General features: G+C 46.7%; 20 protein-coding genes and 1 pseudogene. 17 read left to right on the forward strand and 4 right to left on the reverse strand.

What is annotated here, in order from left to right; translation table 11 throughout:
• Positions 1-61 precede the first annotated feature (61 nt).
• The 11 genes from MHI25_RS11185 (at position 62) to MHI25_RS11235 (ending at position 14,243) form a co-directional block, all read left to right on the forward strand.
• On the forward strand, positions 62-1,093 hold the full coding sequence (locus tag MHI25_RS11185; protein ID WP_076186675.1) for a response regulator: 1,032 nt from the start codon (positions 62-64) through the stop codon (positions 1,091-1,093).
• Positions 1,093-2,889 carry a sensor histidine kinase gene (locus MHI25_RS11190; protein ID WP_076130133.1) on the forward strand — a complete coding sequence of 599 codons (1,797 nt, stop codon included), beginning with the start codon at positions 1,093-1,095 and terminating at the stop codon, positions 2,887-2,889. The genes MHI25_RS11185 and MHI25_RS11190 overlap by 1 nt, the downstream gene beginning before the upstream one ends.
• A gap of 47 nt (positions 2,890-2,936) precedes the next feature.
• On the forward strand, positions 2,937-3,698 hold the full coding sequence (locus MHI25_RS11195; protein WP_076280949.1) for a glucose 1-dehydrogenase: 762 nt from the start codon (positions 2,937-2,939) through the stop codon (positions 3,696-3,698).
• Positions 3,695-5,773: a heparinase II/III family protein gene (locus MHI25_RS11200; protein WP_340395413.1), complete on the forward strand. Its 2,079-nt coding sequence runs from the start codon at positions 3,695-3,697 to the stop codon at positions 5,771-5,773. The genes MHI25_RS11195 and MHI25_RS11200 overlap by 4 nt, the downstream gene beginning before the upstream one ends.
• A 2-nt stretch (positions 5,774-5,775) precedes the next feature.
• Positions 5,776-8,070 (forward strand): DUF4962 domain-containing protein, encoded by a 2,295-nt coding sequence (locus MHI25_RS11205; RefSeq protein ID WP_340395414.1) that lies wholly within the window; start codon positions 5,776-5,778, stop codon positions 8,068-8,070.
• A gap of 57 nt (positions 8,071-8,127) precedes the next feature.
• Positions 8,128-9,684 carry an extracellular solute-binding protein gene (locus MHI25_RS11210; RefSeq protein WP_076191366.1) on the forward strand — a complete coding sequence of 519 codons (1,557 nt, stop codon included), beginning with the start codon at positions 8,128-8,130 and terminating at the stop codon, positions 9,682-9,684.
• Between the two features lie 167 nt (positions 9,685-9,851).
• Complete coding sequence (locus tag MHI25_RS11215) at positions 9,852-10,244, forward strand: hypothetical protein (RefSeq protein WP_339190482.1); 393 nt, start codon at positions 9,852-9,854, stop codon at positions 10,242-10,244.
• Between the two features lie 143 nt (positions 10,245-10,387).
• Positions 10,388-11,560 (forward strand): serine hydrolase domain-containing protein, encoded by a 1,173-nt coding sequence (locus MHI25_RS11220; protein ID WP_340395415.1) that lies wholly within the window; start codon positions 10,388-10,390, stop codon positions 11,558-11,560.
• 49 nt (positions 11,561-11,609) lie between these two features.
• The gene (locus MHI25_RS11225) at positions 11,610-12,431 is read left to right on the forward strand and encodes an ABC-2 family transporter protein (protein WP_076191374.1); all 822 of its coding nucleotides are present in this window, start codon (positions 11,610-11,612) and stop codon (positions 12,429-12,431) included.
• The gene (locus MHI25_RS11230; RefSeq protein WP_036689373.1) at positions 12,428-13,210 is read left to right on the forward strand and encodes an ABC-2 family transporter protein; all 783 of its coding nucleotides are present in this window, start codon (positions 12,428-12,430) and stop codon (positions 13,208-13,210) included. The genes MHI25_RS11225 and MHI25_RS11230 overlap by 4 nt, the downstream gene beginning before the upstream one ends.
• Positions 13,211-13,244: 34 nt before the next feature.
• Positions 13,245-14,243 carry an ATP-binding cassette domain-containing protein gene (locus MHI25_RS11235; protein ID WP_248549246.1) on the forward strand — a complete coding sequence of 333 codons (999 nt, stop codon included), beginning with the start codon at positions 13,245-13,247 and terminating at the stop codon, positions 14,241-14,243.
• On the opposite strand, the gene MHI25_RS11240 is transcribed toward MHI25_RS11235, so the two are convergent.
• Complete coding sequence (locus tag MHI25_RS11240; protein WP_076309873.1) at positions 14,234-14,803, reverse strand: TetR/AcrR family transcriptional regulator; 570 nt, start codon at positions 14,801-14,803, stop codon at positions 14,234-14,236. The two genes, MHI25_RS11235 and MHI25_RS11240, sit on opposite strands and share 10 nt — an antisense overlap.
• A gap of 163 nt (positions 14,804-14,966) precedes the next feature.
• On the opposite strand from MHI25_RS11240, the gene MHI25_RS11245 reads away from it, so the two are divergent.
• The 3 genes and pseudogenes from MHI25_RS11245 to MHI25_RS11255 all read left to right on the forward strand — a co-directional run bounded on the left by MHI25_RS11245 (position 14,967) and on the right by MHI25_RS11255 (position 16,956).
• Entirely contained in the window at positions 14,967-15,905 is a 939-nt protein-coding gene (locus MHI25_RS11245; RefSeq protein ID WP_076130143.1) for a 2-dehydropantoate 2-reductase N-terminal domain-containing protein, read from the forward strand.
• A gap of 27 nt (positions 15,906-15,932) precedes the next feature.
• Entirely contained in the window at positions 15,933-16,574 is a 642-nt protein-coding gene (locus tag MHI25_RS11250) for a histidine phosphatase family protein (protein ID WP_076191382.1), read from the forward strand.
• A 15-nt stretch (positions 16,575-16,589) separates the two neighbouring features.
• A pseudogene (locus MHI25_RS11255) lies at positions 16,590-16,956 on the forward strand (methyltransferase domain-containing protein).
• A gap of 71 nt (positions 16,957-17,027) precedes the next feature.
• On the opposite strand, the gene MHI25_RS11260 reads toward MHI25_RS11255, so the two are convergent.
• Together MHI25_RS11260 and MHI25_RS11265 are read right to left on the reverse strand one after the other, a co-directional pair.
• Complete coding sequence (locus MHI25_RS11260; protein ID WP_081383126.1) at positions 17,028-17,123, reverse strand: sporulation protein YjcZ; 96 nt, start codon at positions 17,121-17,123, stop codon at positions 17,028-17,030.
• Between the two features lie 112 nt (positions 17,124-17,235).
• The gene (locus MHI25_RS11265; protein ID WP_076280942.1) at positions 17,236-18,636 is read right to left on the reverse strand and encodes an RsmB/NOP family class I SAM-dependent RNA methyltransferase; all 1,401 of its coding nucleotides are present in this window, start codon (positions 18,634-18,636) and stop codon (positions 17,236-17,238) included.
• 157 nt (positions 18,637-18,793) lie between these two features.
• Here MHI25_RS11265 and MHI25_RS11270 point away from each other — a divergent pair, with 157 nt between their 5' ends.
• From MHI25_RS11270 to MHI25_RS11280, 3 genes are read left to right on the forward strand one after another with little or no spacing between them, the layout of a single operon-like run.
• Positions 18,794-19,930: a glycosyltransferase family 4 protein gene (locus MHI25_RS11270; protein ID WP_076191391.1), complete on the forward strand. Its 1,137-nt coding sequence runs from the start codon at positions 18,794-18,796 to the stop codon at positions 19,928-19,930.
• A 6-nt stretch (positions 19,931-19,936) separates the two neighbouring features.
• Positions 19,937-21,289: a DNA repair exonuclease gene (locus MHI25_RS11275; protein ID WP_340395416.1), complete on the forward strand. Its 1,353-nt coding sequence runs from the start codon at positions 19,937-19,939 to the stop codon at positions 21,287-21,289.
• Positions 21,279-24,518, forward strand: a complete 3,240-nt coding sequence (locus tag MHI25_RS11280) for an AAA family ATPase (RefSeq protein WP_340395417.1) — start codon at positions 21,279-21,281, stop codon at positions 24,516-24,518. Before MHI25_RS11275 ends, MHI25_RS11280 begins: the two co-directional genes overlap by 11 nt.
• On the opposite strand, the gene MHI25_RS11285 is transcribed toward MHI25_RS11280, so the two are convergent.
• A complete protein-coding gene (locus MHI25_RS11285; protein ID WP_076191400.1) occupies positions 24,505-25,626 on the reverse strand; it encodes a hypothetical protein in 1,122 nt (373 codons plus the stop codon). The two genes, MHI25_RS11280 and MHI25_RS11285, sit on opposite strands and share 14 nt — an antisense overlap.
• Positions 25,627-25,811 lie beyond the last annotated feature (185 nt).

Genomic DNA, 25,811 nt, shown 5'->3' on the forward strand with positions numbered 1-25,811 from the left:
ATCATAGTGTGGTAGAATAGGAACGCGTTAAGCGAGACGAATCGGAAGGTGGTATCCATGGATGAGATGTGTATTAATCGTAGACGACGAGCCCATGATTCGAAAGGGACTTTCTATCATGATCCAGCAATGCGGCGAGCATCCGTATAACATTAAGCTGGCCCAGAATGGCGAGGAGGCCATCCAGCTCATTATGGAGGAGCAGCCGGATTTTCTTTTTACAGATATCCGTATGCCCAAGGTAGACGGACTGGAGCTGTGCCGGCGGCTGTCGGAGATGGAGACGGATATTCAGACTGTTGTCATCTCGGGTTATGGGGATTTTGAATACGCCCGCCAATGCGTGTCCTATGGAGTGAAAGAATATCTCCTGAAACCCGTGAGCAAAGGGAACCTTCAAAATGTGATCGCCAAACTGGAAGCGCATAGAGAGAAGTTAGAGAGTTTTGTCTCTGTCGCTAAGCTCGATGAATGGGTCGTGCGTATGGATGATGCCATCTGGACCTTGGATAAAGAAAGGCTGTACCTTGTACTGAAGGAATGGGAAACTGACTTCCTCCAGCGTAAGATGAGCCGAATTCAGCAAAAAGAGCTTCTGGAAGAGGGCTATGCTTTACTCGTGAAGAAGCTGCTTGTCAATTCAGTTACACCCGGTAAAAGCGTGTTAGACTTGTCCGCAGCAGCTGGACCTGAGCAGTTATTTCACTGCTTCGCAGAAGCGTCAGCAGCTATATTGGAAGAGCTTCGTAGAAAGCGCAAGGGTAAAGCGAAGGATCCGATAGAGGAAGCTAAAGCATTTATTGAAAAGCATCTCGCCCAGGAAGTATCGCTGGAAGAAGTGGCGGAAGTGCTTGGGCTAAATGCCTCTTATTTCAGCCAGATGTTTAAGCACTCAACAGGAGAGACCTTTGTACATTACCGCATAAAACGCAGGATGGAGAAGGCCAAAAGATTACTTGCCGATGCAAGCTATCGGATCACCGATATTTCCTATGAAGTCGGGTATGCAGACCATCCTCATTTTACGAAGACGTTCAAAAAGTTCACCGGGCTGGCTCCTTCTGAGTACCGCAACCAGCTGGGGATCGATTGATGAGAAAGAGTCTGTCGAACAAGCTGTTTGCCTCCTTTCTGACCGTCATTCTTCTATCCTTGTCCATGGTTGGATTTATCTCTTATTTTCAGGCTTCGGCTGAGCTGGATAAGTCTTCTGAGAAGTCCATTGCTCAAGTCATCAGAAGTGCGTCTTATCAAACGGATCTGTATTTGCAAAATTATGAAAAGGCTAGCGATTCCATCCTGTCCTACAATCAAGTCAAGGAGTTCTTGGATATGGACCCGGAGGATAGCTTCTCCTACTATCAATATACGAATGACATTCAGAAGTATTTGTTTCGTTCTTTGTTTATTCTGTATCCCCAGATTAATCTGATGTACGTCATCGGTGAACACGGCAAGGCCATTAGCGATGATAACTCCTATCAGGCACATAGCCTGCAGTTTCATCCTCAGGAACGCTACCGTTTCTTAAGCGAACATACGCCGGAGAGCGGCCGCATCACCATTCTCAACACGAATGTGATGAATGAAGGGGATAAGAACATTATTACGATGGTCCGCCGAATCAGAGGGGTCTCTTCCTATCGTCCCAAAGGTATAGTCGCCATTGAATTTAAGGCTGAGGATCTGGCCCGTATATGGGAACCTCTTGATCTGGGACAGGGCGGGTCCTATTTTATCATGGACGAATTCGGCAAGCTCCTTTACCGGGCGGAAGGGAATAATAACCACCCTGGGTTATCTGCTGAGCACATTCAGAACGTATTTCAACACCCAAATGACTCTGTGGTGGAAAAAGTAGACGGGAAAGAGTATTTGTTCGTGTCGAGAAAATCCGAATATTCCAAATGGCAGCTTGTAGTATCCATACCCGTTGGTGAGCTGCGCAAGCCTATTTCTACCATTCGTACGACCACGCTGGTGGTGGGAGTTCTCACGCTTGTCGGCACACTGCTCCTTGCAGCCTGGTTCGGACGATCCATCACGAAGCCCATCCTGATTCTTAAGGAGGGCATGAGGGAGACGGAAAAAGGCAAGTGGCGCAGGCTTGAGATGAACGGCCGTCAGGATGAACTGGGGGGATTGATGCGCAGCTACAATCTCATGGTGACCCGGCTGTCCGAAATGATTGAGCGGGTATACGAAGCGGAGCTTACCACCCAGAAGGAGGCTCTGGAACGTCATCAAGCTGAATTCCAGGCACTCCAGCTGCAGATTAATCCGCACTATCTATATAACACATTAGAGACTATCAAATGTTATGCGGTCGTTCAGGATTCGGATGAAATCACAGAAATAGTGGAGGCCATGGCATTCATGCTTCGCTACTCCATCCAAACTAATCTGGAGGAAATTACGATTGCCAATGAGCTTAATCATGTACTGAGCTACATGACGATTCTCAAGCACCGGATCGGCAGAGAGTTCGAAATTGACGTAGTGATTCCGCCGACGCTGCTACTGGCTAAGATGGTCAGGCTGACACTTCAGCCCTTGATCGAAAATATTTTTCAGCATGCGTTTCCCGAGGGAATTGAAGACAAGCACTATATTAGAATCGACGCCAGAAAAGAGGGAGATCGTTTTCTAGTTCTTGTAGAGGATAACGGCGCAGGGATGTCCCGCGAACGGCTTGATAAGCTTCGTGAGAAGCTGAATCTGAATCAGCTGGCGGATACGGAAGGAGACTCCCTCTATCATAGAGGTGGAATCGGGCTCATGAACGTGCACCGGAGAATTCAAATGGTGTTCGGTGAACAATACGGATTAAGTGTCGAAAGCGTGGAGAATGAGGGAACCCGGTTGATCTTATCCATGCCTGCGGAGTGAGGAAAAAGATGTTTTCAGAAAAAATTACTATTAGGAGGAAATAGGCAATGAAAATTGATTTGACTGGTAAAATTGCGCTTGTTACAGGGTCCAATGCAGGGATAGGCCGACAAATCTTGGAGACTTTGGCTGCTTCCGGCGCCAAAGTGGCGGTAAACTATTTGTTCGGTTCTGCGGAGGAGACGGTGGACGCGATCCGTCAGGCCGGAGGAGAAGCTTATGCTTTTCAGGCAGACGCAACAAGTCCTGGTCAACTGGACAATATGGTGAAGGAAATAGAGGAGCATTTCGGCGGAACCATCGATATTCTCGTCAACAATGCAGGCGGCATGATCAATCGGGTTCCCAATACTGAAATGAACGAAGAGCATTACAACAAGGTGATGGACGTTAATTTTAAATCATGCGTGTTTGCCTGCAAAGCCGTATCCGCAGGAATGATTGCCAAGAAAAGCGGTAAAATCATCAATGTATCTTCCCTTGCGGCCCATGACGGCGGCGGACCGGGCGCTTCCATTTATGCAGCGGGCAAAGCTGCGGTATGGTCTTATACCAAGGGACTTGCCAAGGAGCTGAGTCCTCACGGGATTAATGTAAACGCTATCTCTCCTGGATTTATCGGTCAGACCGCTTTCCATGCTACCTTTACTGCGGATGCGGCAAGACAGGCAACGATTGCGAAGATTCCGCTGGGCCGGGAAGGTGCTCCACAGGATGTGAGCAATGTGGCACTCTTCCTCGCTTCAGAGCTGTCGGATTATCTGACAGGCGAAATTATTGAAATTAACGGAGGCTTGTTCATGCGATGATGAACCTTAAGGAGAAAGCAGATACTTTTTCCTGGGTTGGTCTTGAGGTGGATAAATTGAAAATGGAGCTGGATCCCTTCCGGAGAGAAGAGATTCTGCTCCCGACAGAACCTGGTGGCTGGTGGCACCAATATGTATGTCCCCAGCATCATACTGAGCTAATCTTCGATGTTATGGAGCAAGATGCGGTTGTCTTTTCTTGCCCGAAGGGCTGCAAGCTGGAAGGTGAACCCTACCGGGGAGCATGGCTGGTATACCGGCATCAGGCAATGGCGCGATACGCCCTGCAATCTGCCGTGGTATTCGCCGCAGACGGAGAAGAATTCTACAGCAGCTTAGCCCGGAAGATTCTTGTCGGTTATGCGGAGCAGTTTCCTTTGTATCCGGTTCATCCCGATGCTCAACCCTGGATGCTTAGTGGCCGTGCCTTTCATCAGGCGCTGACAGAGGCTATCTGGTCCACTACGCTTATTCGGGCCTATCTGCTGCTTGTGGATCATGGAGTAACGTTCACTGGGGAGGAAGAGGTAAAGCTGCAAGTGTTCTTCACGATGCTGGAGGAGAGTATGGAGCAATACCGCCACATCCTCATTTACGAGAAGAAGAATGCAGAGAACAATTATACCGCATGGCTGAATGCTAGCCTGGCTTGTGTATATGCCGCCAAAGGTACCAGAGAAAAGCTTGCTTCTTTGCTGGAGGGAGAAGGCGGATTCTATCATCATCTGTCCATTGGCGTGAAGCCAGATGGTTTTGAATTTGAAGGCAGCACGTACTACCATATTTTTGTATTGCGGGCTTATCTCATAGCAGCCGAGATGTACGGGCGCTTCGGGGTTGACCTCTATGCTGCCAAAGGAGAACAGGGACAATCCATCCGTGGCATGTTTCAGTTGCTGGCAGAGCTTAGCGGCGATAACGGGGAGCTTCCAGCCGTGCATGATGGTCCTTATGCGCGCGTTCCTTTCGCCCGAGAAATTGCTGAAGTATTTGAAATAGGTATTGCGGTTTACAAAGACCCGAGTCTCCAGCCAATACTGGCGAATGCTTATAGATATCTATACGGGCAGGAATTAAGGACTGGTCTGGAGGCAGTGCTGTATGGAGCAGGTGAGAGTAAGGAGCTTCAGACCAGTTACAGGGTGAGAGACTCTGTCCTACTGCCGGATTCCGGATTCGCCGTGCTCCGCCACCCGGGCAATCCGCTGTCCGTGCTGGCGGATTTCGGAGAGCATGGCGGATCACATGGACATTTCGACAAGCTTCATATCACGATTATGCACCGATGGGGCGAGGTTGCTCCCGAGCTGGGTATGGTTCCTTATGGATCTGTTTTGCGCAAGGAATGGTATTCCGAAACTGCGAGCCATAACACGGTCACCATCGGAGGTCGTTCCCAAGCTCCACATACCGGAAGCTGCTGTCAATTTCGCCAGGAAGGCAACGCTACGTACTTATGGATTCGTTCAGACAGCGCCTATGAAGGAGCTGTTCTAGAGCGGCATCTTGTATTGGCCGACGGTTGGCTGCTGGATTGGTTTCATGTTGAGCAAGTAACGGAGCGGAGTCAGGAAGTAGACTTATGGTTTCATCCGACGGGACATTTGCTGTTACCGTTCGACCCTCACCGTGTCCAGACGGACTCTCCGACAGTCCTTGGTCTGGAAGCTGGTTATGGCTCAGTAGAAGTACTGTCCGCAATGAAAAATGAGACGGATTGTCCGTTAAATACGGAGTGGAATATCCGTTATGATGGAGTGAGCACCTGCCGGGAGTATGAAGTATCCACGAGTACTCTACTGGCGCCCGGCTCCACTATGTATGAAATCCGCACACCGGGTAATGCCGAAGACCCGAGTAGATTGCTACGAGGCATTATGCTTCGGCACAAAGGCCCGTCGGTTGATTTTATCACGGTTTATCGGGACGGTCACGAACCTGCTGTACTGAAGCTAGTGAGTCAGGTGGGCGAACCGCCCCGAATCCAAATAGTAACAACTGGGCAAGTAGTGGTCTATTGCCTAGACCCTAAAGCGGGACTGATTCAGGAAGAGTCCCGGAATACGGAGGAGTAGAGATGTTAGAACCTTTATTTCAACCTACCAGCGGCGTACTCGACCTGTCATATGGGCCAGATGAACATACAGATGTTGGAGAGAATCCTCCGCGGTTTACTTGGATGCCTGCTTGTCTGGAAGAGAGCATGTATGAGCTGCAGATCTCCTCAAAAACTGAATTTGAGTCTGAAGATACGTTGACCTACAGTAGAATTCCCTATAATTTGTTTACCCCGGATAAGCCGTTGGCGCCCGGCTCGTATTATTGGCGATATAGTCTTATCGGGGAGAATGATATCCGTTCCGAGTGGAGTAAAGTAAGAGCTTTTGTGGTGGAGGATGAATTGCCGCTAACGCCACTGCCTTTCCGTACAGAACGATATTCAGCTGCTTCCGCCAACCATCCGCGGCTTTGGCTTCAATCGGAGCAACTTCCGTCTTACCGGGAAGTTGTCCGCCAAGACCCCATTTCAACTGGCTGGGAAGACTTCCTGAAGCATTCCGTTCTACCCTGGACAAAGCGCGAGCTTATTCCCGAGCCTGCACCGTATCCAGATAATAAGCGTGTCGCCACACTTTGGCGGCAGATGTATATGGACTGCCAGGAAGTCTTCTATGCTATCCGGCATCTTGCTATAGCTGGAGTTGTGTTGGAGGACGAGGCGCTTATCGCCAAAGCTAAAGAGTGGCTGCTTCATGCTGCAAGCTGGAACACAGATGGTACCACCAGCCGGGATTACAACGATGAATGCTCCTTTCGCATAGCCGGAGCGTTGGCATGGGGCTATGATTGGCTTCACGGCTCTCTGACGGAAGAAGAACGCCTTAAGGTAAGGCAGGCGCTACTGCGAAGAACCGGGCAGATCGCATTCCATGTCATCGAACGTTCCCGCATCCATCAAGTTCCTTATGACAGCCATGCGATCCGCTCTTTATCCTCTGTACTCGTACCCTGTTGTATTTCCATGTTGGGTGAGGAGGAGAAGGCGCAGGAATGGCTTGATTATACGCTGGAGTACTTCTCCGCCATGTATACCCCATGGGGTGGCAAAGATGGCGGGTGGGCAGAAGGTCCGATGTATTGGACCACTCAGATGGCATTCGTTACGGAGGCGCTCAATCTAATTCGCAAATACATGGCAATCAATTTCTATGACCGTCCTTTCTTTCGCAAAACAGGTGACTTTCCGCTCTATTGCTTCAGTCCGGATACCATGAGGGCCAGCTTCGGCGATCAATCGTCACTGGGAGATCCGGTCAATCTCAAAACGGGCTTCAATATCCGTCAATTCGCGGGTTTAACCGGGAATGGCCAGTACCAATGGTATTTTGAGCAAACTAAGGAACTGAACCCTGACACCCAGATGATCTTCTATAACTACGGCTGGTGGGATTTCCGGTTCGATGAGATGGTTTATCGCACAGATTATCCGCAGATTTCTTCAGAGCCACCGGTGGCTGCAGAACCTTTGAAGTGGTTTCAGGATGTGGGATGGGTGGCCATGCATCATCGGATGGAGGATCCGCAGGAACATATCATGCTGTTGACCAAGAGCAGCCGTTACGGCTCAGTGAGCCATAGCCATGGGGATCAAAACGCCTTCCTGCTGCATGCCTTCGGCGAGCCCTTGGCTATTGAAAGCGGCTATTACGTTGCATTCAACAGTACGATGCATATGCAGTGGCGCAGGCAGACCCGCTCCAAGAACGCAATTCTTATTGACGGCAAAGGCCAATATGCTGGCACGGACAAGTCGAAGAACATGGCAGCCTACGGCAAGGTGTTGAAGGCGTATAGTACGCCCGGAATCAACTACACGCAAATGGATGCCACCGAAGCCTACCGCGAGAATGTGCCCTATATCAAGCGGTATGTGCGGGAAATATTTTTCTTTAATAGCGCTTACTTCGTTATCACAGACAGTGTCGAGCTGGAACGTCCGGGAAAATTGGATTGGCTGTTTCATACGCTGTATCCCATGAAGCTGAAGGATCAATCTTTTAAAGTACATGGTAAAAAAGCTCAGTTGGAGGGCAGATTTGTCTATAGTTCCTCGGGAGAAATGACACTTAGCCAAAGCAATCAATTTACAGATGTAGATCCGAAAGAATGGGAAGGGCTGCCCGAGCATTGGCATTTGACTGCCTCTACTCAAGAGGCCGTAAGCCATCGGATCGTCACTCTTCTGATTCCCCAAAAAGCAGGAAGCCGGGATTACGTATCGTACTTTATGGACGATCAGGACCATGGGGTTCATGTCTACTTTACGAATCAGGGGATTACCCACCGGGTTGAGATCCCAAAAGCTTATTAGTCTTAAGATATCTTCATTTTACGTATACACCCCATTGTACAAGGAGAGGGTTATATTATGAAAAAATGGATTGGCATCTGTCTGGCTATCGTAATGGGTGCTACCGTTATTGCAGGTTGCTCGAACAAGGACAAAGAAGAGACTGCCGGAGGCGCATCAAATACGCCGCAGAAAACTGAATTCTCGATCTCGATGCGGACGCTGGCTTTTAACTATGTTGAGAAATCACCCGACTTGAATAAGGACAAATGGGTGAAAAAGCTGGAGGAGATGACAAACACAGACTTGGATATTGTGTTGGTTCCTCATAAAGAGTTCGAGCAGAAAATGGTGCAGATGTTCGCTACTAATGATATACCGGATGTCGTTCAAGGTTCGGGTGGCGTAAATGGCAAGGAGATGGCTGGTTCTGTTGAAGCTGGTGTGTTCATGCCCTTGGATGATCTGCTGCAGCAAAACGGCCAGAACCTTTTGAAAGTAATCCCAAAGGAAGCTTGGGAGAACGTCACCTATCAAGGAAAAATTTATGCAATACCGGAGTTTCTATCCAATCCCTCCCGCCGGGCGACTTGGATTCGCAAGGACCTGCTGGATCAAACCGGCTTGCAGGTTCCAAAAACGGTCGATGAGTACTTGACTGTGTTGCGTGCCTTCAAAAAGCTGGGGATAGAGAACCCGTACATGGGCCGTCAAGACTTCAAATATGCGGATGCTTTCTTTGGCGCTTATGATGTTTTTCCGTATCTGACTATGTTCGAGGAAGTAAACGGCCAGGTTCAGCCGAAGTTTATGGATAGCGAAAATATGATGAAGGCGTTACAAACCTACAACACCATGTATACAGAGGGTTTGATCAACAAGGAATTTGCCACCATTAACCCGACCAACTACAAAAATGCGATTCTCTCAGGCAAAGCGGGCATGTGGACGATGAATGCCAACGAGCTTCTGCAGTGGGAGCAGCAACTGAAGGCTACGACGCCATCCGCCAAGCTGGAGATTATTCCTTCGCCAGTGGGACCTGATGGAAAAGGAGGCTCCTACTTGTACGGCTCCGCCACGCGCACCTACTTTATAAAGGAAGGTACGAAGAATGCTGCGGATATCGTGAAATTTTTTGACTGGATGCTGAGCGAAGAGGCAGAAACCTTCTTTACCTTTGGGATTAAGGACGAAACCTATAAGGAAGAGAACGGCAAAATCGTATACACTTCTCCTGCGGATTCCGCCGCTATAGATGAGGAGCGCTACCGCCAGTCATTCCTCTGGATGGTGCAGGATACTACTTATAATAAGGGTGTCCTTAACATGACAGAAGAAGGTAGAAGCTTGATCAATGTATACGATACTATTCTGGCTAACGAAGGCCGTGACGGAATTCAGTTCGACCCGCGGCTAGATGCCTTGGTGAAGAATCCAGACATTGCACCTAACTCGGACACGGCTCCTCCGGTACTGCTGACGCACATGGTAAAGATGGTATATGGCAAGGAACCTATCAGCGACTGGCCGAAGGTTGTGGAAGAGTGGCTTTCTAAGGGCGGCAACGAGGTCATCAAGGAAGCTACGGAAAAATATAATAACAAAGCTGGCGTCACCATGCCTCGCAGATAAACTTATCCTCCAGGGGAGTTGGAATTCAATTAAGGGCTGCCGAGAGGTAGCCTTTTTAGTTAGGGCCAGTTTACTTTAATGTAATATCCAAAGTATGGATTATATGGTAAGTTAAATGGAGACATTCTAATGAACTATATAAAAAGAAATGGAGTGATTTCATGAAGATGCGGAATTCAAAACTTTTATATTATCTTGTCTGGATCATAGTGGGGGCGCTCTTATTACATTATGGAAACTCGCTAATTAGTCATTACACTGAAGAGGCACAAAAGAACTATCAATTAGAAAATACTGTATGGATCACGGCTATTGTTCCGTTTGTCTATGGGATCTATCTGGCGTTATTAGAAGGATTACCTAAAGCTTTTGTTGTTAATTGGCTTCTGTTGTTTATTGTGTTTCTTCCAAGTTTTCTTCTGCTTATGTATCCAACTTTAGTAATGTATTTTAACATTTCGAATATGGAGATATTCAAATTCGCAACCATACATGATGGAATAGTTTTTGGTCTGGTTAGTGGAATGGCACTAGTTAAATCTCTAACGACAAACCGTTAACGAGATTACAGCATTACTGTTACAGAATTATTGGAGCAGTATAAAATAGTTATATGTAAAATCACCCTTTCAATTATTTGGGTTTTATTGCAAGATATTTATGCATCATGTATTTTATTGAATAATAAGGGGGAGTGCGAATAATGTTATCATCCACAGAGCTTAGCAAGCTGAACGAAGTGAATTACAGGGAGGACCGTTTAGAGGTAGTTAATCATTTTTATGAGGATCTCTGTGATAAAAAAGTAGTCGATGGTTATATTTATTCTCTTAGTCGTTACGGGAAAATCTTTGCTAGTGCTGCCGGAGGTCGTTTCAGTTACGAAGAAGAAAGCACCCAGGAAATGAAAACGGATACAATTTTTCGTGTTGCTTCAATTACGAAGCTATTTACGGCGACAGCGATTTGGCAGCTTGCGGATGATGGTAAGATTTTTATGGGGCAGCCTGTGAGTTCTATTCTTCCAGAGTTTGATGCCGACCCTTTTAAGCCGATTACCATTGCACATTTACTGACTCATACCTCTGGCATCGCTCCCGATCCTGGCACTATAAGTGATACTTACTATAAAAGTGCATGGTGGTATATTTTTGAATCAGAGCTTGGAAAAGAAAACTGGATTAAAGCCGGTCTATCTAAAGGGATTCATTTTCCGGTAGGGACTCAATGGATGTATTCATCGTTTGGATACGCGATTTTGGGCGCAATTATCGAGAAAATAACAGGTGTTTTTGCAGAAAAATACATAATGGACCACATTGTAAAACCGTTAGGCATGAAAGATACCTTCTTTGATATACCAGCAGAAAAAGCTGGTAGGATCGCCATTCGTTCGGAAAGGGCTAAGGAATATCTTCAGAAGCTGCAAAACGGGGAAATTACGGATGCGGGACAAAGGTCTGAGGAAGAAATCAACGTTCCCGAAACTGGTGGTGGGTTATATTCCACAGTTGCTGATCTGCAAAAGTTCGGGATTATGCTGCTTAATCAAGGGGAATACGAAGGGGGGCATATCTTAAGCCGTATGGCGGTACAAAGAATGACCAAGCGGTTTAATTCTGAGAAAATCCCAAACTATGCATGGGGAGATGCAGGAGCGGATCGACCATACGGACTTGGACCAGACCTTCGCTATAATGTGAGTACTTCTTACTCTGAAGGCACTTTTTTTCACGAAGGGGCTGGGGCCTGTGCCTTATTCGTTGACCCGGTTGAAAAGCTGATTGCCGTTTGGTATCTTCCTTTTCACAAAGGGGTATGGGACGGTAGAGCGGTATTTGGCACTCACAATGTGATCTGGTCCGGACTTGAATAAGAAAAAGACTTTTTTTATGTGATATCTATAGATAGGCAGGATGTGACTTATGTTTGAGATGATAAAGCACCGCTTTCGTATTATGAGGGCGGTTGCTTTTGTTACTTATAAGGAATGGAGTGCGTACAGGACGCATTCGATGGTTTCTATTTTTGTTGGCCCAGTGTACTTTTTAGTGCAGTATTATATATGGAGTGCTGTTTATAGCGGGGAATCTTACATCAACGGGATGTCTCTCTCCCAAATGCTTTCCTATTTTTGTGCTACGATGTTGATCAACTATTTGACGATGGATTTTGCCGATTGGAATTTACAAATGCTTATTCGCACCGGGAAATTCATTACGTTTTCGTTAAGACCGCTAAATCATATGTTCTTTGCTTTGTCTCAGAAGGCAGGGCATAGGGTACTTGGGCTTTTATTTGAATTTTTACCCTGCTTTATGATCTTTTTCTTTATTTTTCATATTGATGTCTTACCTGCAAATTTACTATACGCGATTCTTTCGATAGCTATGGCGTTTATGATGAATTTTTTCATTCATTATAGTATTGGAATGGTCGCTTTTTGGATGGTGCAATCCTCTAGTATTCGTAATTTTTTTAATCTTTGCGAAGGGATATTTTCAGGATCGCTGATTCCATTAGTATTTTTCCCAAAATCCTTACAAATGGCGTCCTTTTTCTTACCCTTTCAATACACGGCCTTTCTTCCCGCAATGGTCTATACAGGTAGCTATACTTTAGCGGATATAACCTTACCTATTCCTCAAGTGTTATTGCTGCAGCTCATAGCGGTAATTATTGCCGGAGTTGTCTGCCGGGTGCTGTATGCGGTGTCGCTTAAGCATTTTACGGGGGTGGGCGCATGAAACGTATGTATCAAATATATAAAACCTGCATGAAGGCGAATATTGCTTCTGCTATCACTTATCGTGTTAATTTTATTCTTAATAGTCTTATCATGCTCATAGGGAATGTGCTGTTTCCTCTAGTAACGGTATTCATTTATAATTCGAATGCTTCATTTGCAGGTTGGACCTTTAAAGAGGCGCTGTTGATTCAATCCGTTTTTATTCTGTCTACGGCTTGTGCCGGGATTTTTTTTAACGGAATTATGTGGAATACGATGTCTCATGTTGTAGAAGGGACTTTGGAAGTGGTATTAATTAAACCGACCTCGAGCCTTTTTCTGCTGTTGGCCAGATCTTTTGAGTTCGAAAGTATCGGGCTTTTAGGCGGAGGAGTAATCATGTTCGTATACGCACTTAGCGGAATCGATGGGATGACCATCGGCTCTTGGTTATTGTTCCTGTTGTTGTTTGGCGCAGGGCTGCTTGTTATGTTCGGCGTGGCGCTTATTGTGGCAGCGATTTCCTTCAAATGGGTAGCGAATTCCCGCTTGCCGGAGATGTTTGAGAGCATTAAGTCTTTTGGACGTTATCCAGGGACGATTTTTCCTAAAGCAGTCGTAGCCGTGAGTTCTTTTCTGTTTCCGGTTTCCATGATTGCTTACTTTCCAGCATCTACACTGATTGGCCGATGGGAACCCTATTTTTTTATAGCGATTATCCCTTGTGTGTTATTTGCTGCCTTCGGAATTTGGCTCTATACATACATGCTTCGCAGTTACAAAAGCGCCGGAGGATAAAAGATTAGTTTAGCTCTAAGAAGGAGAATTTCACTTGGACATTATTACCGTCAAGAACTTAACCAAGCAATATGAAACCTATCACCGTGGACAAGATGCAAAAAGCGTATTTAAAAGTCTGTTTCACCGTGAAAAATCGATCATTACCTCTGTAGAAGATCTTTCGTTCAGTGTTGGAAAAGGAGAAATCATTGGCATTCTGGGTCCAAACGGTGCGGGGAAATCTACGACTATTAAAATGCTGACAGGCGTTCTCTATCCTACCTCGGGCGAAATAAATGTTCTAGGGTACAACCCTCATAAGCAGAAAAATCAATATGTAAAACAAATCGGGGTATTGTTCGGACAGAAATCGCAGTTAATATGGGACATACCCCCTTTGGATAGCTTTTATATGAACAAGGAAATCTATGATATTCCTACGAACGACTTTCGTACAAGACTAGACCGATTTGTAAACATGTTTGAGATTGGCGATATTATCACTAAACCCACACGAACCCTTTCCCTGGGAGAACGAATGAAATGCGAGTTTATTATGGCGATGCTTCATTCACCACCTGTGGTTTTTTTGGATGAGCCGACGATCGGGCTGGATGTGATAGCTAAACAAAGAATCAGAGAATTCATTAAGCAAATGAATCAGGAAGGCACCACATTTATTCTGACAACACATGACTTGGAAGATGTAGAGCGTTTGGTTCAAAGAGTACTTATAATTCATCAAGGGAAAAAAGTATATGACGACAAGTTTTCTGAACTTCGACTGCATCTGGGCGCCAAAAAAGTAGTTAGGCTTTCAGCCGCCACAACTATTGGAGATATTGATCTGCCTGGGACTCTGATATCGGAAAGAATATCGGATTACGAAGTGGAGCTGCTGATCGATACCGAGCAATGTAAAATGGGCGAGTTTCTGCATATTCTTAGCGAAAAGGTAGAGATCCTTGATATATCTATTAAGGAGATTCCCATTGAAAAAATCATCAGCTCCATTTATGAGATGGATACGGGAGAGCATATTCAAGCTTGAGAACGGATCATCTGCAGATTTAGATCGACCATGGACCATAACTTTTCAGTGATCTCTTTTGCAGAGCAAGGATTACTATGAGTAAACCACCATTCAATCACTCCGACAGTCGCCGAACTCAAAAATTGCACAGATATATCTTTACTCAGCTCATCCAGGTTAAAATTGTTTTCTAAAAATTGTACCTTAATCTGCTCATTTATCATTTCTTGTAATTGGTTTCTAAAGGAGAGTAAAGCTTTGTTTCTTAATAAAGTCTTATAAAAGAGAGCATTCTCCTCCAATTGTTCCAGCGTGCGGAGCAATGACGCCTTCGAGGGATTAGGTTCGGTTTCATCCTCCACTGCGGAGCAGCTTTCGATTAGTTGCCGGAGCTGAGCCTCCAGACATTTATCCATCAGATCGTATTTATCCGCATAATGGGAATAAATCGTTCCGCGGTTTACATCAGCGCGCTCTGCGATTTCGTTGATCGTTATTTTTTCAAAATCTTTTTCAGCCATCAGTTGAATTAATGCATTCATGATGGCTGTTTGGTTTTTTTTAATTCTTCTGTCCATGGTAAGACTCCCTTTTTATTAAACAATGTATTGTATTCTGTTGAAAAATCAACAAACCCGATCAAACTAACGATTGAACCCTACCGGAGATGTGATAATCTAATTTTATCGAACAGTTGATCAAAATTCAACAAATGTCTAAAAAGGGATAGAGGAGTTAAATATGAGAGTTTTAGTTTTTGGAGCGGGAGTATTAGGCAGCTATCTTGCACATGTTCTAGTGCGTGGGGGAAATGATGTCACCATGCTTGCCAGAGGAAAGCGAGCAGAGCAATTGACGAAAGACGGACTTGTGCTTCGCCATTATTTTCAAATTAAAAACACTGTGGATACAGTAAAGGTCATCTCTACGCTTCGATCCGATGATCTCTATGATCTTATTTTTGTTGTTATGAAATATAATGATTTTCCATCTGTGCTACCTATTCTAGCTGAGAATCAGAGTCAGAATATAATTCTTGTGGGGAACAATGGCGATGCTCCTGGCATGCAAAAGGATCTACAGGAAATGAGCAATGTGAGGAAAAATATACTCTTCGGATTTCAGCTTAGTGCAGGAATTCGGGAAACGAGCGGTCGCGTTATCAAAATACACGCAGGAGGGCAAATGGTACTTGGCAGTTTAGACGGTGAGATTCCAATAAAGCCTGTACTGGATGATGCGTTTAAAAATGTTAAGTATAAGCTAACTTATCATGAGGATATGGATGCTTGGCTCAAAAGTCATATCGTGCCTATAGTGGCTTTGAACTCCCTTAGTTATCTGCATGACGGGGATTTGAAAAAGGTATCCAAAGATAAGAAGCTATTAAAACAAGCCATTTCAGTAATGGACGAGGGGTTTCAAATCATGGAGCAATTAGGTTATACTGTCACTCCAGCAGGGCAAGTTAACTTTGTTCGGAAGCACAAGCAGGCTGTATATTATGGTCTGACAATAATTCATAAATTACCGTTTATGAAATTAGTGGACGGTTCTTTCAGCGAAATAGCAGCTTTGTTTGATTCATTTGATATTTTGAAGCAACAAGCAAACATTGCAACGCCCAATTGGGATCAACTTAAAAAACAAGCGTTTTCGAAGTTTAATGCAAATGTATAACAATCTTGTTCAGGAGGTATACAATCGATGGCTATATATTTTATAAGGCATGGAATAGATGAAGAAGGCTTTCGTGGGGGTTGGAGTCAACGTGGACTTGTAGTAGAGGGATATAGACAAGCCGAACGTCTTGGATATTATCTTAAGGAAAATCAATCTAGCTTTAACATAACCCGTATTCTTTGTAGTGATTTGCAACGTGCGTTAGATACAGCAAATGAGATCGCCAGAGAGCTTAATTTGCCTGTTGAAAGCAGCCAGTATTGGAGAGAAACGAACAATGGTGTAATCGCTGGAATGCCCCATGAAATCGCAAATGAACGATACCCGGGTCTTTATTTCTCGGCTTTAAGAATGGATGAGAGATTTCCAGGAGGAGAAAGTCCCCAGGAATTTTTTACGCGAATAAGTTCAAGTTTCTCAAAACTATGTAATGAACTGGAGAGTACTGATCCAAATGAAAATGTAATTATGGTCACTCATGGTGGCGTAATTAATGTTATATACCATATTTTAAAAGGGCTAACGTGGACGAATAAGAATGCTCATTTCCCGACTTCATATACTAGTATTCATAAAATAGAGTATCAAGCAGATAAGTGGGCAGTTACAGCAGAAAATCTTACGGAACATATATCAAGGGATCAGGCTGCTGGTATGGCCAATTGATTGGAAGGTACAAATATGGGTTTATTGAATGCGCTGATTGAGCAAGCCAAGAATCCTAGAGGGTTCGTAGGAAATATCATGATCAAAATCATGAATCAGACACATACCAGCATCACCGTTCAACGATGGATTTTTTGGGACGATCACAGCGATTCAGACGCATTATTTCTGGCTGGACCTCGAACAAGATATAAGTGAAGCATTTAGGGTGCTGATAGCAGGCGGTACATTTGTTATTATTTCTGAGATCTATAAAATCAATTATCATATGAAGCAATTCACTAAGAACGAAGAGATGGAGCAGTTATTACGGAAATCGGGCTTTCAGACGGTAAATATTCACGAGAATAACAAATGGAGATGTTATGTCGGAAAGAAATAAAGCGGCCGCACCGCCCCAAAAAAGGACGACACAGCCGCTTCGTTTCACCAGCTAATTAAGCCGGGAAGGTTTTAAACAAACAACGAACGGGAAATGATGACCAGCAAGATGAAAAGTACCAAAATCGCTCCGGTCGAAGTGAAAGCTCCTCCTTGAAATTCACCCATGATTTATTCCTCCTCAACTTATGTCTTCTTCTCAATTGCTGTGACTGGTGTCGCAGCTTTCTGAGATAATGACATCATATGCCGAAGAGGGCCTGTTGCACTGGTCTATGGCCTATTGCTCGTCAATATGGGCTTTTAGGATACGTAATCCTTTAGGGAGATGATTTTTAAGCTGGCCTAAACTCGCCTTGCCCCAACTAATTGGCAAACCATCTAAAGTTACAAGCGTCCATCCATGTAATTCGCTGGGGACAGGCAGGCTTTCACCGCGGAGCCAAGCATGTATTTCCGGGCCCTCACTGCTGAGATCAAAGCTTCGTGATGCTTGGATGGGCTGAAGTGCCATAGCTAATGCATGAGCAGGTTCAATCCGATTTTTCTTCAAATGGGCAATATGTAGTCCAGCTCGTGGAATACGCAGTCCGTCCAGCAGCCCGGTATGGAGGTTGCCATTAAAGGATTCTGGCAGCAAATAAAGAGATTCGCCGAAGAGCAGGGGTACACCTTGGCATGAAAGACCAGGCAGTTCTACCGCAGCCCAGTCTTGAAAAAGCTGGTAGGCATCACGTACAGAAGAATTAGTTTTTGGGTTGTTTTTGCTTCGGCGTTTTTTGGCGTTGCGGTTGGCATCGTCATTCACGGATACAGTGTCAATTTGCTTACGCAGGAGTGCAACAAAGTGACCTTCGCCCTTTTCTAAATGCGGCCAAAGGCGTTTGCAGGTGAGAAGTTCCATATCGGGGTAACTAGCCGTCAATCGAGCAATGGTTACTTCATTCTCTTGACGGTTAAAGGTGCAGGTAGAGTAAGCTAAAGTACCCCCTGGTTTAAGCATAATGTAGGCGTCTTGCAGGATATCCCATTGTCTCGCTGCGCACATAACTACATGAGCAGGAGACCATTCTTGAATGGCTTTTGGATCTTTTCGGAACATGCCTTCTCCAGAACAAGGAGCATCCAGCATAATTCGGTCAAAAGCTTGCGGGAAACGCGCAGATAGCTGTTCTGGTGTTGCACAGGTTACGAGGGTATTCTTAATGCCCAGACGTTCAACGTTCTCTGCTAGAATTTTTGCGCGTTCCGGATGGATTTCATTAGAGATTAAGAGGCCTTGTCCCTGCATTAAACCAGCGATATGCGTAGTTTTACCTCCAGGGGCTGCTGCAAGATCGAGGACGGTTTCACCGGGTTCAGGTGCCAGCAGTTCAGCTGCGGACATTGCGGAAGGCTCCTGAATATAATATAGTCCAGCGGCATGGTACGGATGTCTGCCTGGTCGAGCGGGCTCATCATAATAAAACCCGCCCTGGCACCATGGGATAGGCTTCAAATTAAATTGTGAGACTGTACGGTCCACCGCAACTTGGCCTATGGCTGAGGTGCTTTTTAGCGGATTAAAGCGCAGTCCTTGAGTTCGTGGCGCTGAATAACTTTCTAGAAAAGCATCTGCCTCTTGCCCCAGCATTTCTTTAATAGATGCGGTGTAAGAGGCAGGCAGCTGTTCTTCCTTCATAGATCATTCTCCTTTTTCTTAGTTGCTGTTTCATGTTTATACCGATAAAATCAAGGTATGGGGAACGTAATCGTACCTGAAATTCTACATATATTCAACTATATCATAATTGCCAAGTCTTACAGTACACAGGGCAATTGTAAAGGGGATGTACCATATGAATTTGCTGCAAGCGCTCTTCTTCCCGCCGGAGCAACCCGGTGGTGTATCATCTATGATCCCTTATCTTCAGGAAAGATTCCGTTCAAGCCGTTGGGAGATGGATTTGTTTTGGCTGCCTAAGCGGATTCGCAATAAGGGGCATGAGGAAGTAATATTCGAGACGTTTGATTGGACGCAGTATGGAGAAAGTCCGATCGTTCAGAAATATATTCAGACCTATCGTGATTATTTATGGTGGACAAAACTGCGGATGAGTAAGCCTTATGATCTTATTCATTCTCATCATCCGATTGCTGGCTTAGCGATGAAAAAAGTGTTCCCTGATACTCCGTTAATTCATACCCTGCATTCCAGTTACGAGCGGGAATTGATTCTAAATGGAGCGATTTCCGAGGATGGCTTGGAGCATCGTTTTCTAGTCTCACTTTATCGTGAACTTGAGCATGTTAGTGATCGATTAATGACGGTGTCGCGATCTTTTGCAGAGTATGTGGCCCCTTATATTATTGATCCTTCTAATATAGGTGTTATACCGAATGGTTTTGATGAAAAAAGATTTAAGCCTGTTCCGCATGATAACGCTATTCCGCAGCTAGTGACCGTGACACGTCTGGTTCCGGCTAAAGGAATAGATATATTACTCAACGCTTGCGCGGAGCTTAAAAATCGCGGCCATGAGTATGTACTGCATATTATTGGCGACGGTCCTTCACGTGCGGATCTGGAAAAGATGGCCCAGCATTTAGGGATCTATAATGAAACGATCTTTTACGGATATACGCTGCACCCTGAAGAATTCATGCCATTCTTTGATATTTTCGTATTGCCCTCTCGGGCGGAGGCGTTCGGTTCAGTGTTTGCGGAAGCGGCACTTAGCTGCCTGGCTTTAGTGGGGACAAATGTGGGCGGAATACCGGAGCAGATTGAAGATGGTGTGAATGGTTTATTGGTCAGTCCTGACGATGAGATTGCTCTTGCTGATGCATTAGAGAAGGTGATATCTGATCCGGCTTATCGTTATGAGCTTTCGCGCTCCGCATGGGATAAAGCCAAAAGCCTATATTCGTTGACACGAGTTGCTAATGAACTTAAAAAAACCTATTTACAGTATCCTTCAGGAACGAAAGGGTGAGCACCTATGATTCCATTTCGCTTTCTGCATACTGCTGATTTACATCTGGATAGCCGTTTTGCCGGGCTGGCGCATATTTCGCCAGCCATTCGTGCTTATTTACGTGAGTCTACCTTTGCCGCCCTCGGGCGGCTTGTCCGCGTTGCGATCCAAGAGAATGTTGATTTTATTGTCATTAGTGGAGATGTGTATGATGTTTCAGATGCATCGTTACAGGGACAGCTGCGATTTCAGGAAGCGCTCAAAGAACTCGGTGAGCACGGGATTCACGTGTTCCTGATTCATGGCAACCACGATCCGCTTGACGGACTGCGTCTGACAACGGAAATGCCAAAGCATGTTACCGTATTTGGCGGAGAGAAGCCAGATCACGCTACAGCTTGCCGCCGTATAGATGGCCAAGAAGTTGCCATCGTTAGTGGAATCTCTTACCCAACGGCGAAAGTGACGAACAACACAGCTGTAACCTTTTCTCGTAAACCTGGCAGCCGCCTGTTTCATATTGCGATGCTGCATGGCAATGTAGACGGTGATTTGCTGCATGAGACCTATTCTCCTTGCAGTCGCAGGGACCTTATCGAACGGGGGTTTGATTATTGGGCGCTTGGACATATTCATAAACGTAGTGTACTGCATGAGAAACCTGTGATTGTATATCCAGGCAATATACAAGGGCGCAGCATTAAGGAAACCGGAGCTAAAGGTTGTTATATTGTGGATGTAGATGAGGCTGGAAGATCCACTCTGCAATTTCATGAACTGGATTTCGTCCGCTGGCAGGTTAGAGACTTATCTATAGAAGGATTAAGCAATGAAGCAGAATGGATACAGAAAGTGGAGCAGGTTATTGAAGACATCCGCGCGGAGCTCCCGGAGCTCATGTCGGTGGTCAGATTTCGTCTGATTGGGCGAGGGGACGTACATAAAGTATTGGCTGAAAAAGGGGCAGCAGAGGATTTGCTGTCTGAACTCCAGCGCCGTGAGGCGATTAGGGCTGAGCGTAAAGATTACAAAGGGCTTGTCTGGACGGAAGGGTTCTCTATAGAGTCCGGTTTAGCTATTGATCGCCAACGCTTATTGGAAGAGGATAGTTTTCTTGGAGAAATGCTGCGCATTGCAGAGCATACAGAACATTCCCCGGAAGCGCTCGAAGAACTATTAAATAGTGCGCTTAAACCGCTATTGGAGAATCAGGAGCTGCGAAAGCTGTTGTCTATGACTAGTCAAGAAGAGAAGTTGAGCTGGCTACGTGGTTCAGCAGAGCAGGGAATCACGATGCTTGGCGGGATGGACGATACTGTTGAAGCGGCGGAAAGTCTTTCATATCAACAAGCCGGAGGGCAAAACGATGAGAATTGAACATTTGCATATCAATGGCTTTGGGCGTCTTCACAATCGAGAGATTCATTTAACGCAGGGAGTGACCGTACTTTATGGGCGTAATGAAGCAGGAAAAAGTACGACACTGCAATTCATACGCTCTATGCTGTTTGGAATTCCAAGCCGTGGAAATCCCTTGGAAAGGTATGAACCTTTGCAAGGCGGATTGCATGGGGGAACCTTGAAGATACGTGACAGTAATGATGGTTTGTGGACCATTCGCCGTTTTGCTTCAGGTGCTGAGGGATCAGGAAGAAATGAAAAGCTGAACATTACAGTAAATCATCCAAATGAAATGACTCAAGAGCTGGGACAAGCTGAAATGGAACGACATTTACTTGGGGGGATCTCTAGGAGTATGTTCCAGCAATTGTTCGCAGTTTCACTGGACGAGCTGCAGGAGCTTGCTGCCCTTCAATCTGATGAGATGAGCAGCTTTCTTTTTCATGCAGGTATGGGCGGTGGCGGTGCAATCATGCGTGCGGAACGCCGTTTGGTGCAGGAAGCTGAGAAGCTGTACAAACCTCGTGGCAAGCTGCAAGAAGCAGCAAAAGTTGTGCAAGCCATAGAAAAGCTTGAGCGACAAATGGTTGAGAGCCGTTCTTATCTTCCGAGATATAACGATAATATAGTGGCATTGAGGGTAAGGGAGTCGGAGCTAGATGAATTGGAGCAACAGCGCAAGCTCACTGGAGAGCAGCTAGTGATGTTTCGAAAAGCACAGGAAGTCCGTGAGCTGTGGTTAAAATGGAGCGAGGCTCAGCTAGAGCTGCAAGGATTGCCATTGATTTCAGCCTTTCCTGAAGAAGGGGCAACTCGCTTTCAGGCGTTTGAAGGAGAAATTCGGAATGCACAGGGATCAGTAGTACGTTATGAACGTCTTCTAAGCGAGCTTACTATTGAACTGGCAAAGAACCCTACAGATGAAGTATTAGCAGCGCAGGGGCCTGCTTTGGAGCGGCTGGACCGGCATCGGAGCAGTTATGAGAACCGTAGAACGGAAAGACAACGGCTTGAGGGAGAGTTAACGGCGCTGAATGAGCATTTGCGGCGAATTCTGCGCGGCATTGATGTGAGCTGGGGCCCTGCAGAGCTGACTTCGTTCTCTGGGACAGCGGCGGATCGTGAAGCTGCACGGAAGTTTGCGGCGGCGTTCGCTAGTTATGACCGCCGCATGGAGGCGGAGGGTGCAACGCGGCAGTCGTTGCGCTCCCGTTTGGCCGCTGCCTCAGCGTCGCTCCAAGCAGCAGAACGGGCGCTGGCGCGTGAGCACGCTACCGGCGCGGAAGCTTTTGCGCAGCTGGCTCCGCGCAGCGCCCGTGAAGTGCTGCAGCTGTGGGACGAGCTGCAGCAGGCGGCCGAACGCTGGCGCGAAGCGCAGCTCAGCGAAGGGCCAGCGCGCGGCGCCGGAAGTGACGGCCTTGGCGCGAAGCGCATGGCCGCGCTCTACCTGCGCCTGCTGTGCGCTGGGGCAGCACTAACCGTGCTGCTGCCCGCAGCGCTGTGGCTGACCGGTGCTCCGCCGGCCAGCGCTGTGCTTGCGATCGGCCTGCTGGGCGCGGCCGATCTGGCCCTTTGGGCCGGCTTGCGCGGAGCGCGCCGGGTGGAAGCGTCCCCGCCAGAGCATGGCGGGGACGTCAGCGCAGCCGCAGCCGAGATGCTGCGGCTGCGGGGGCAGCTGCTCTCCGGGGCGGAGCCGGAGAGCGTTGTGCCGGGGCGGCGGCCGGCCGCCCCGGGGTCCAGCCCTGACGCAGGCGGGCTGGAGGCCTCCATGAGGGAGCTTCGCAGGCTCATGGAGGCTTGGTCAGCTTGGCGGCAGCGCATCGAACGCTATGCCGCCGAGCGTGATACCTGCCGCACGGAGCTGGAGACGCTGGCAGGTCAAGAGAAGCTGCTCGCTGAAGAAATGCACCGGGTGGAGGCGGCATTCACGGAAACGGCTGAGCAATATGAAGGATGGCTTTGCCAACGCAGGTTGCCTGAAGGATTATCTCCTGAAGGGCTGCCGGATATTTTTGCTATGGTTGAACAAGGGAATGAGCTGCTGCGCCAAGAGAATAAACTCTCCTTACGATTGAAGGAGCTGGAAGCAGAATGTAACGTGTTTGAGGAGGAGCTGCTCGCTCTTATTTATGAGTCGGGTGCTGATCTTGGCGACGAGTCTGGTGTAGCGGCAGCTGGTTTTGAAATAGATCCGCAAGAGGGGAAACGAGTATCTGCATTAACCTTACTAAGCTGGCTGGAACTGCGAAAAAGAGCATGGGATGATCTGAAAAAGGACTTGATTCGCCGGGAAACTATGCAGTCAAGATTGCAGGATGTGGATGAAGAACTCAAGGAGAGCCACAGGATATTAGGTGAGCTGAGAGAACAGCGTGAACTTCTGATACAGGAAGGCGGGGCGACTGGTGGAGAGGATTTCTTACGCAGGTCAGCAGCTGTGCAGCGGCGCAGTGATCTGAATAAATTGATTCGCCAGTGGGAGCTTGCTATGTTCGGTGGTTGGGAGGAGGAGCGGGTTGCTGCTCTGCTGGAATTATTAAATCATCATGATGTGGAAGCATTGCAGCTGGAGCGGTCATTGGCTGAAGAATTGATGGAACGGCAGGAAGAGGGTTGGAACACCCTGCTGGAGCAACGAGGCAAGCTGCTTCAGGAAAGGGAGTATTTGAAGGAGCGCTGCGTGGAGGATTCCGTTATTCAGCAACTGGAAGAGCAGAGAGCAGCCTTGCGGATCGTGGCTGATAAATATGCAGTGGCAGCGATAACTGCCGAACTAATCGGGCGAACTCGCCGTGTGTATGAGCAGGAGAAGCAGCCACAGGTATTACTGCTTGCCTCAGATTATTTCTCCAAGCTGACGGAAGGGGAATACAAAAGGGTTGTTATGACACTAGGGCATAAAGAGCTGAAAGCTGAACACAAGAATGGGGGATTACTAGACAGCGGACTGCTCAGCCGAGGGACGGCAGAACAGCTGTATCTTGCCATCCGGCTGGCATTGGCAGAGACCATGTCACGGCAAGTATCGCTGCCGCTGTTATTCGATGATCTCTTCGTTAACTTTGATGAGTCTCGTCTTCATGCTGCACTTGGACTTCTTGGAGAACTGTCGATCTCCCGCCAGATTGTGATGATGACCTGTCACAAGCATGTGGCGGAAGTGGCAGCACGTATGATTCCTACAGCAGCGGTTATTTCCGTGTAGTTCGGGTGATTGGTTTTACGGATACGATACTGTTCCCCTTCTCCTTTGAGTTCGATGAAGTATTACTACCTGGTGGAGAGGACCATGGTGTTCGTAGCAGTTTGACAGCCCAGACCAGTGATAAACCTCCGAAGATTGGGTAGAACACGGAGAGCAGTGAACTAAAGCCGAACTGGCTCAGTAAATAGCAGACCAACATCAGAAGTGGTGTAATCAATGCGGTTGATAGGGGAAGCCGTTGCTTAAGCTGTACAGCTACTCCATAAATATCGGCGACAAAAGTGCTGAAGATCTCCAAAAAGATCAGCAGCAGATATATAGTTTGCACTACAGTACCCAACCGGACGGCGATGCTGCCCATCGGAATTTCAAACTTGAGAATCCCTGGCATCTGTGAGCTCATTGCGAAATGTGCGGCAATCAACATAAAACCAATCCCGGTACCCCCAATAATACCGCCCCATACAAGGGATTTTTCTTCCTCTGTGTGACGAGCCATAGGGACTAAAACAGCTTGTGCCATCCCTAAATTAAAGGCGGTGTAGAGCAGCGGTGACATCCATGCCCCAAAGAGAGAGCGATCGTTATCAAGGAACAGGAATCGTCCAGCTCCCGGAATTTGAAAAGTATTAAAAATAATGATAAGTGACAGAGTAAGCATTAAAGGAACTACAATACTGTTCATTTGCAGAATACCGGAAATTCCTCGTTTTAGCAGAAAGTATGAACCAAGCAATGTGATAATTAGTCCAGTCTGATAATGAAGTCCGAGATGCTCCTGAAAAATAGCGCCGGCCCCTGCAAGCATAATACTGTTTACTCCGATCAGGACGACCATCGTGAACAAACTGATGGTGCTTCCGACCTGTTCCCCGAAGAGGTGACGGTTAAAGTCCTCATAGGATTCCGCTTCTATTCGCCGAGCAATGACCATCATTTTTGTACCCAGCCATATGAACAATATAGTTGAGAGCAGGATGGTCAGGACTGCCCAGTGCCCGTAACGTGTGAAGAATTTTAATATTTCCTGCCCGGTGGCGAATCCGGCTCCTACAATGGTGCCAATATAAGTGAAAGCGATCTGTAATGTTCGGACATGTGATTTCATGGCTCCCCTCCTAATAGTTTTACGAAGCTAAAGAAAAATCATAATGAGTGCTATGCAGGATAACCTTGTGTACTCTGTATAGTACAGGTTATGATGAGGATCAGTAGGACATGACTTCCGTCGTAATTGCTTTATGATCAGTGATTAATTTGTACGGAATGTCTGCGATTATAAAGGGTATTGGA

This window comes from Paenibacillus sp. FSL E2-0177 (genome assembly GCF_037992975.1).
Lineage (GTDB): Bacteria > Bacillota > Bacilli > Paenibacillales > Paenibacillaceae > Paenibacillus_AQ > Paenibacillus_AQ odorifer.

Bases quoted from the DNA above. Each gene is read 5' to 3' on its own strand.
- MHI25_RS11225 (WP_076191374.1), top strand. From the start codon at position 11,610: ATGTTTGAGATGATAAAGCACCGCTTTCGTATTATGAGGGCGGTTGCT.
- MHI25_RS11215 (WP_339190482.1), top strand. From the start codon at position 9,852: ATGCGGAATTCAAAACTTTTATATTATCTTGTCTGGATCATAGTGGGG.
- MHI25_RS11220 (WP_340395415.1), top strand. From the start codon at position 10,388: ATGTTATCATCCACAGAGCTTAGCAAGCTGAACGAAGTGAATTACAGG.
- MHI25_RS11285 (WP_076191400.1), bottom strand. From the start codon at position 25,626: ATGAAATCACATGTCCGAACATTACAGATCGCTTTCACTTATATTGGC.
- MHI25_RS11190 (WP_076130133.1), top strand. From the start codon at position 1,093: ATGAGAAAGAGTCTGTCGAACAAGCTGTTTGCCTCCTTTCTGACCGTC.
- MHI25_RS11240 (WP_076309873.1), bottom strand. From the start codon at position 14,803: ATGGACAGAAGAATTAAAAAAAACCAAACAGCCATCATGAATGCATTA.
- MHI25_RS11200 (WP_340395413.1), top strand. From the start codon at position 3,695: ATGATGAACCTTAAGGAGAAAGCAGATACTTTTTCCTGGGTTGGTCTT.
- MHI25_RS11245 (WP_076130143.1), top strand. From the start codon at position 14,967: ATGAGAGTTTTAGTTTTTGGAGCGGGAGTATTAGGCAGCTATCTTGCA.
- MHI25_RS11195 (WP_076280949.1), top strand. From the start codon at position 2,937: ATGAAAATTGATTTGACTGGTAAAATTGCGCTTGTTACAGGGTCCAAT.
- MHI25_RS11260 (WP_081383126.1), bottom strand. From the start codon at position 17,123: ATGGGTGAATTTCAAGGAGGAGCTTTCACTTCGACCGGAGCGATTTTG.
- MHI25_RS11230 (WP_036689373.1), top strand. From the start codon at position 12,428: ATGAAACGTATGTATCAAATATATAAAACCTGCATGAAGGCGAATATT.
- MHI25_RS11265 (WP_076280942.1), bottom strand. From the start codon at position 18,636: ATGAAGGAAGAACAGCTGCCTGCCTCTTACACCGCATCTATTAAAGAA.
- MHI25_RS11270 (WP_076191391.1), top strand. From the start codon at position 18,794: ATGAATTTGCTGCAAGCGCTCTTCTTCCCGCCGGAGCAACCCGGTGGT.
- MHI25_RS11185 (WP_076186675.1), top strand. From the start codon at position 62: ATGAGATGTGTATTAATCGTAGACGACGAGCCCATGATTCGAAAGGGA.
- MHI25_RS11250 (WP_076191382.1), top strand. From the start codon at position 15,933: ATGGCTATATATTTTATAAGGCATGGAATAGATGAAGAAGGCTTTCGT.
- MHI25_RS11280 (WP_340395417.1), top strand. From the start codon at position 21,279: ATGAGAATTGAACATTTGCATATCAATGGCTTTGGGCGTCTTCACAAT.
- MHI25_RS11210 (WP_076191366.1), top strand. From the start codon at position 8,128: ATGAAAAAATGGATTGGCATCTGTCTGGCTATCGTAATGGGTGCTACC.
- MHI25_RS11205 (WP_340395414.1), top strand. From the start codon at position 5,776: ATGTTAGAACCTTTATTTCAACCTACCAGCGGCGTACTCGACCTGTCA.
- MHI25_RS11275 (WP_340395416.1), top strand. From the start codon at position 19,937: ATGATTCCATTTCGCTTTCTGCATACTGCTGATTTACATCTGGATAGC.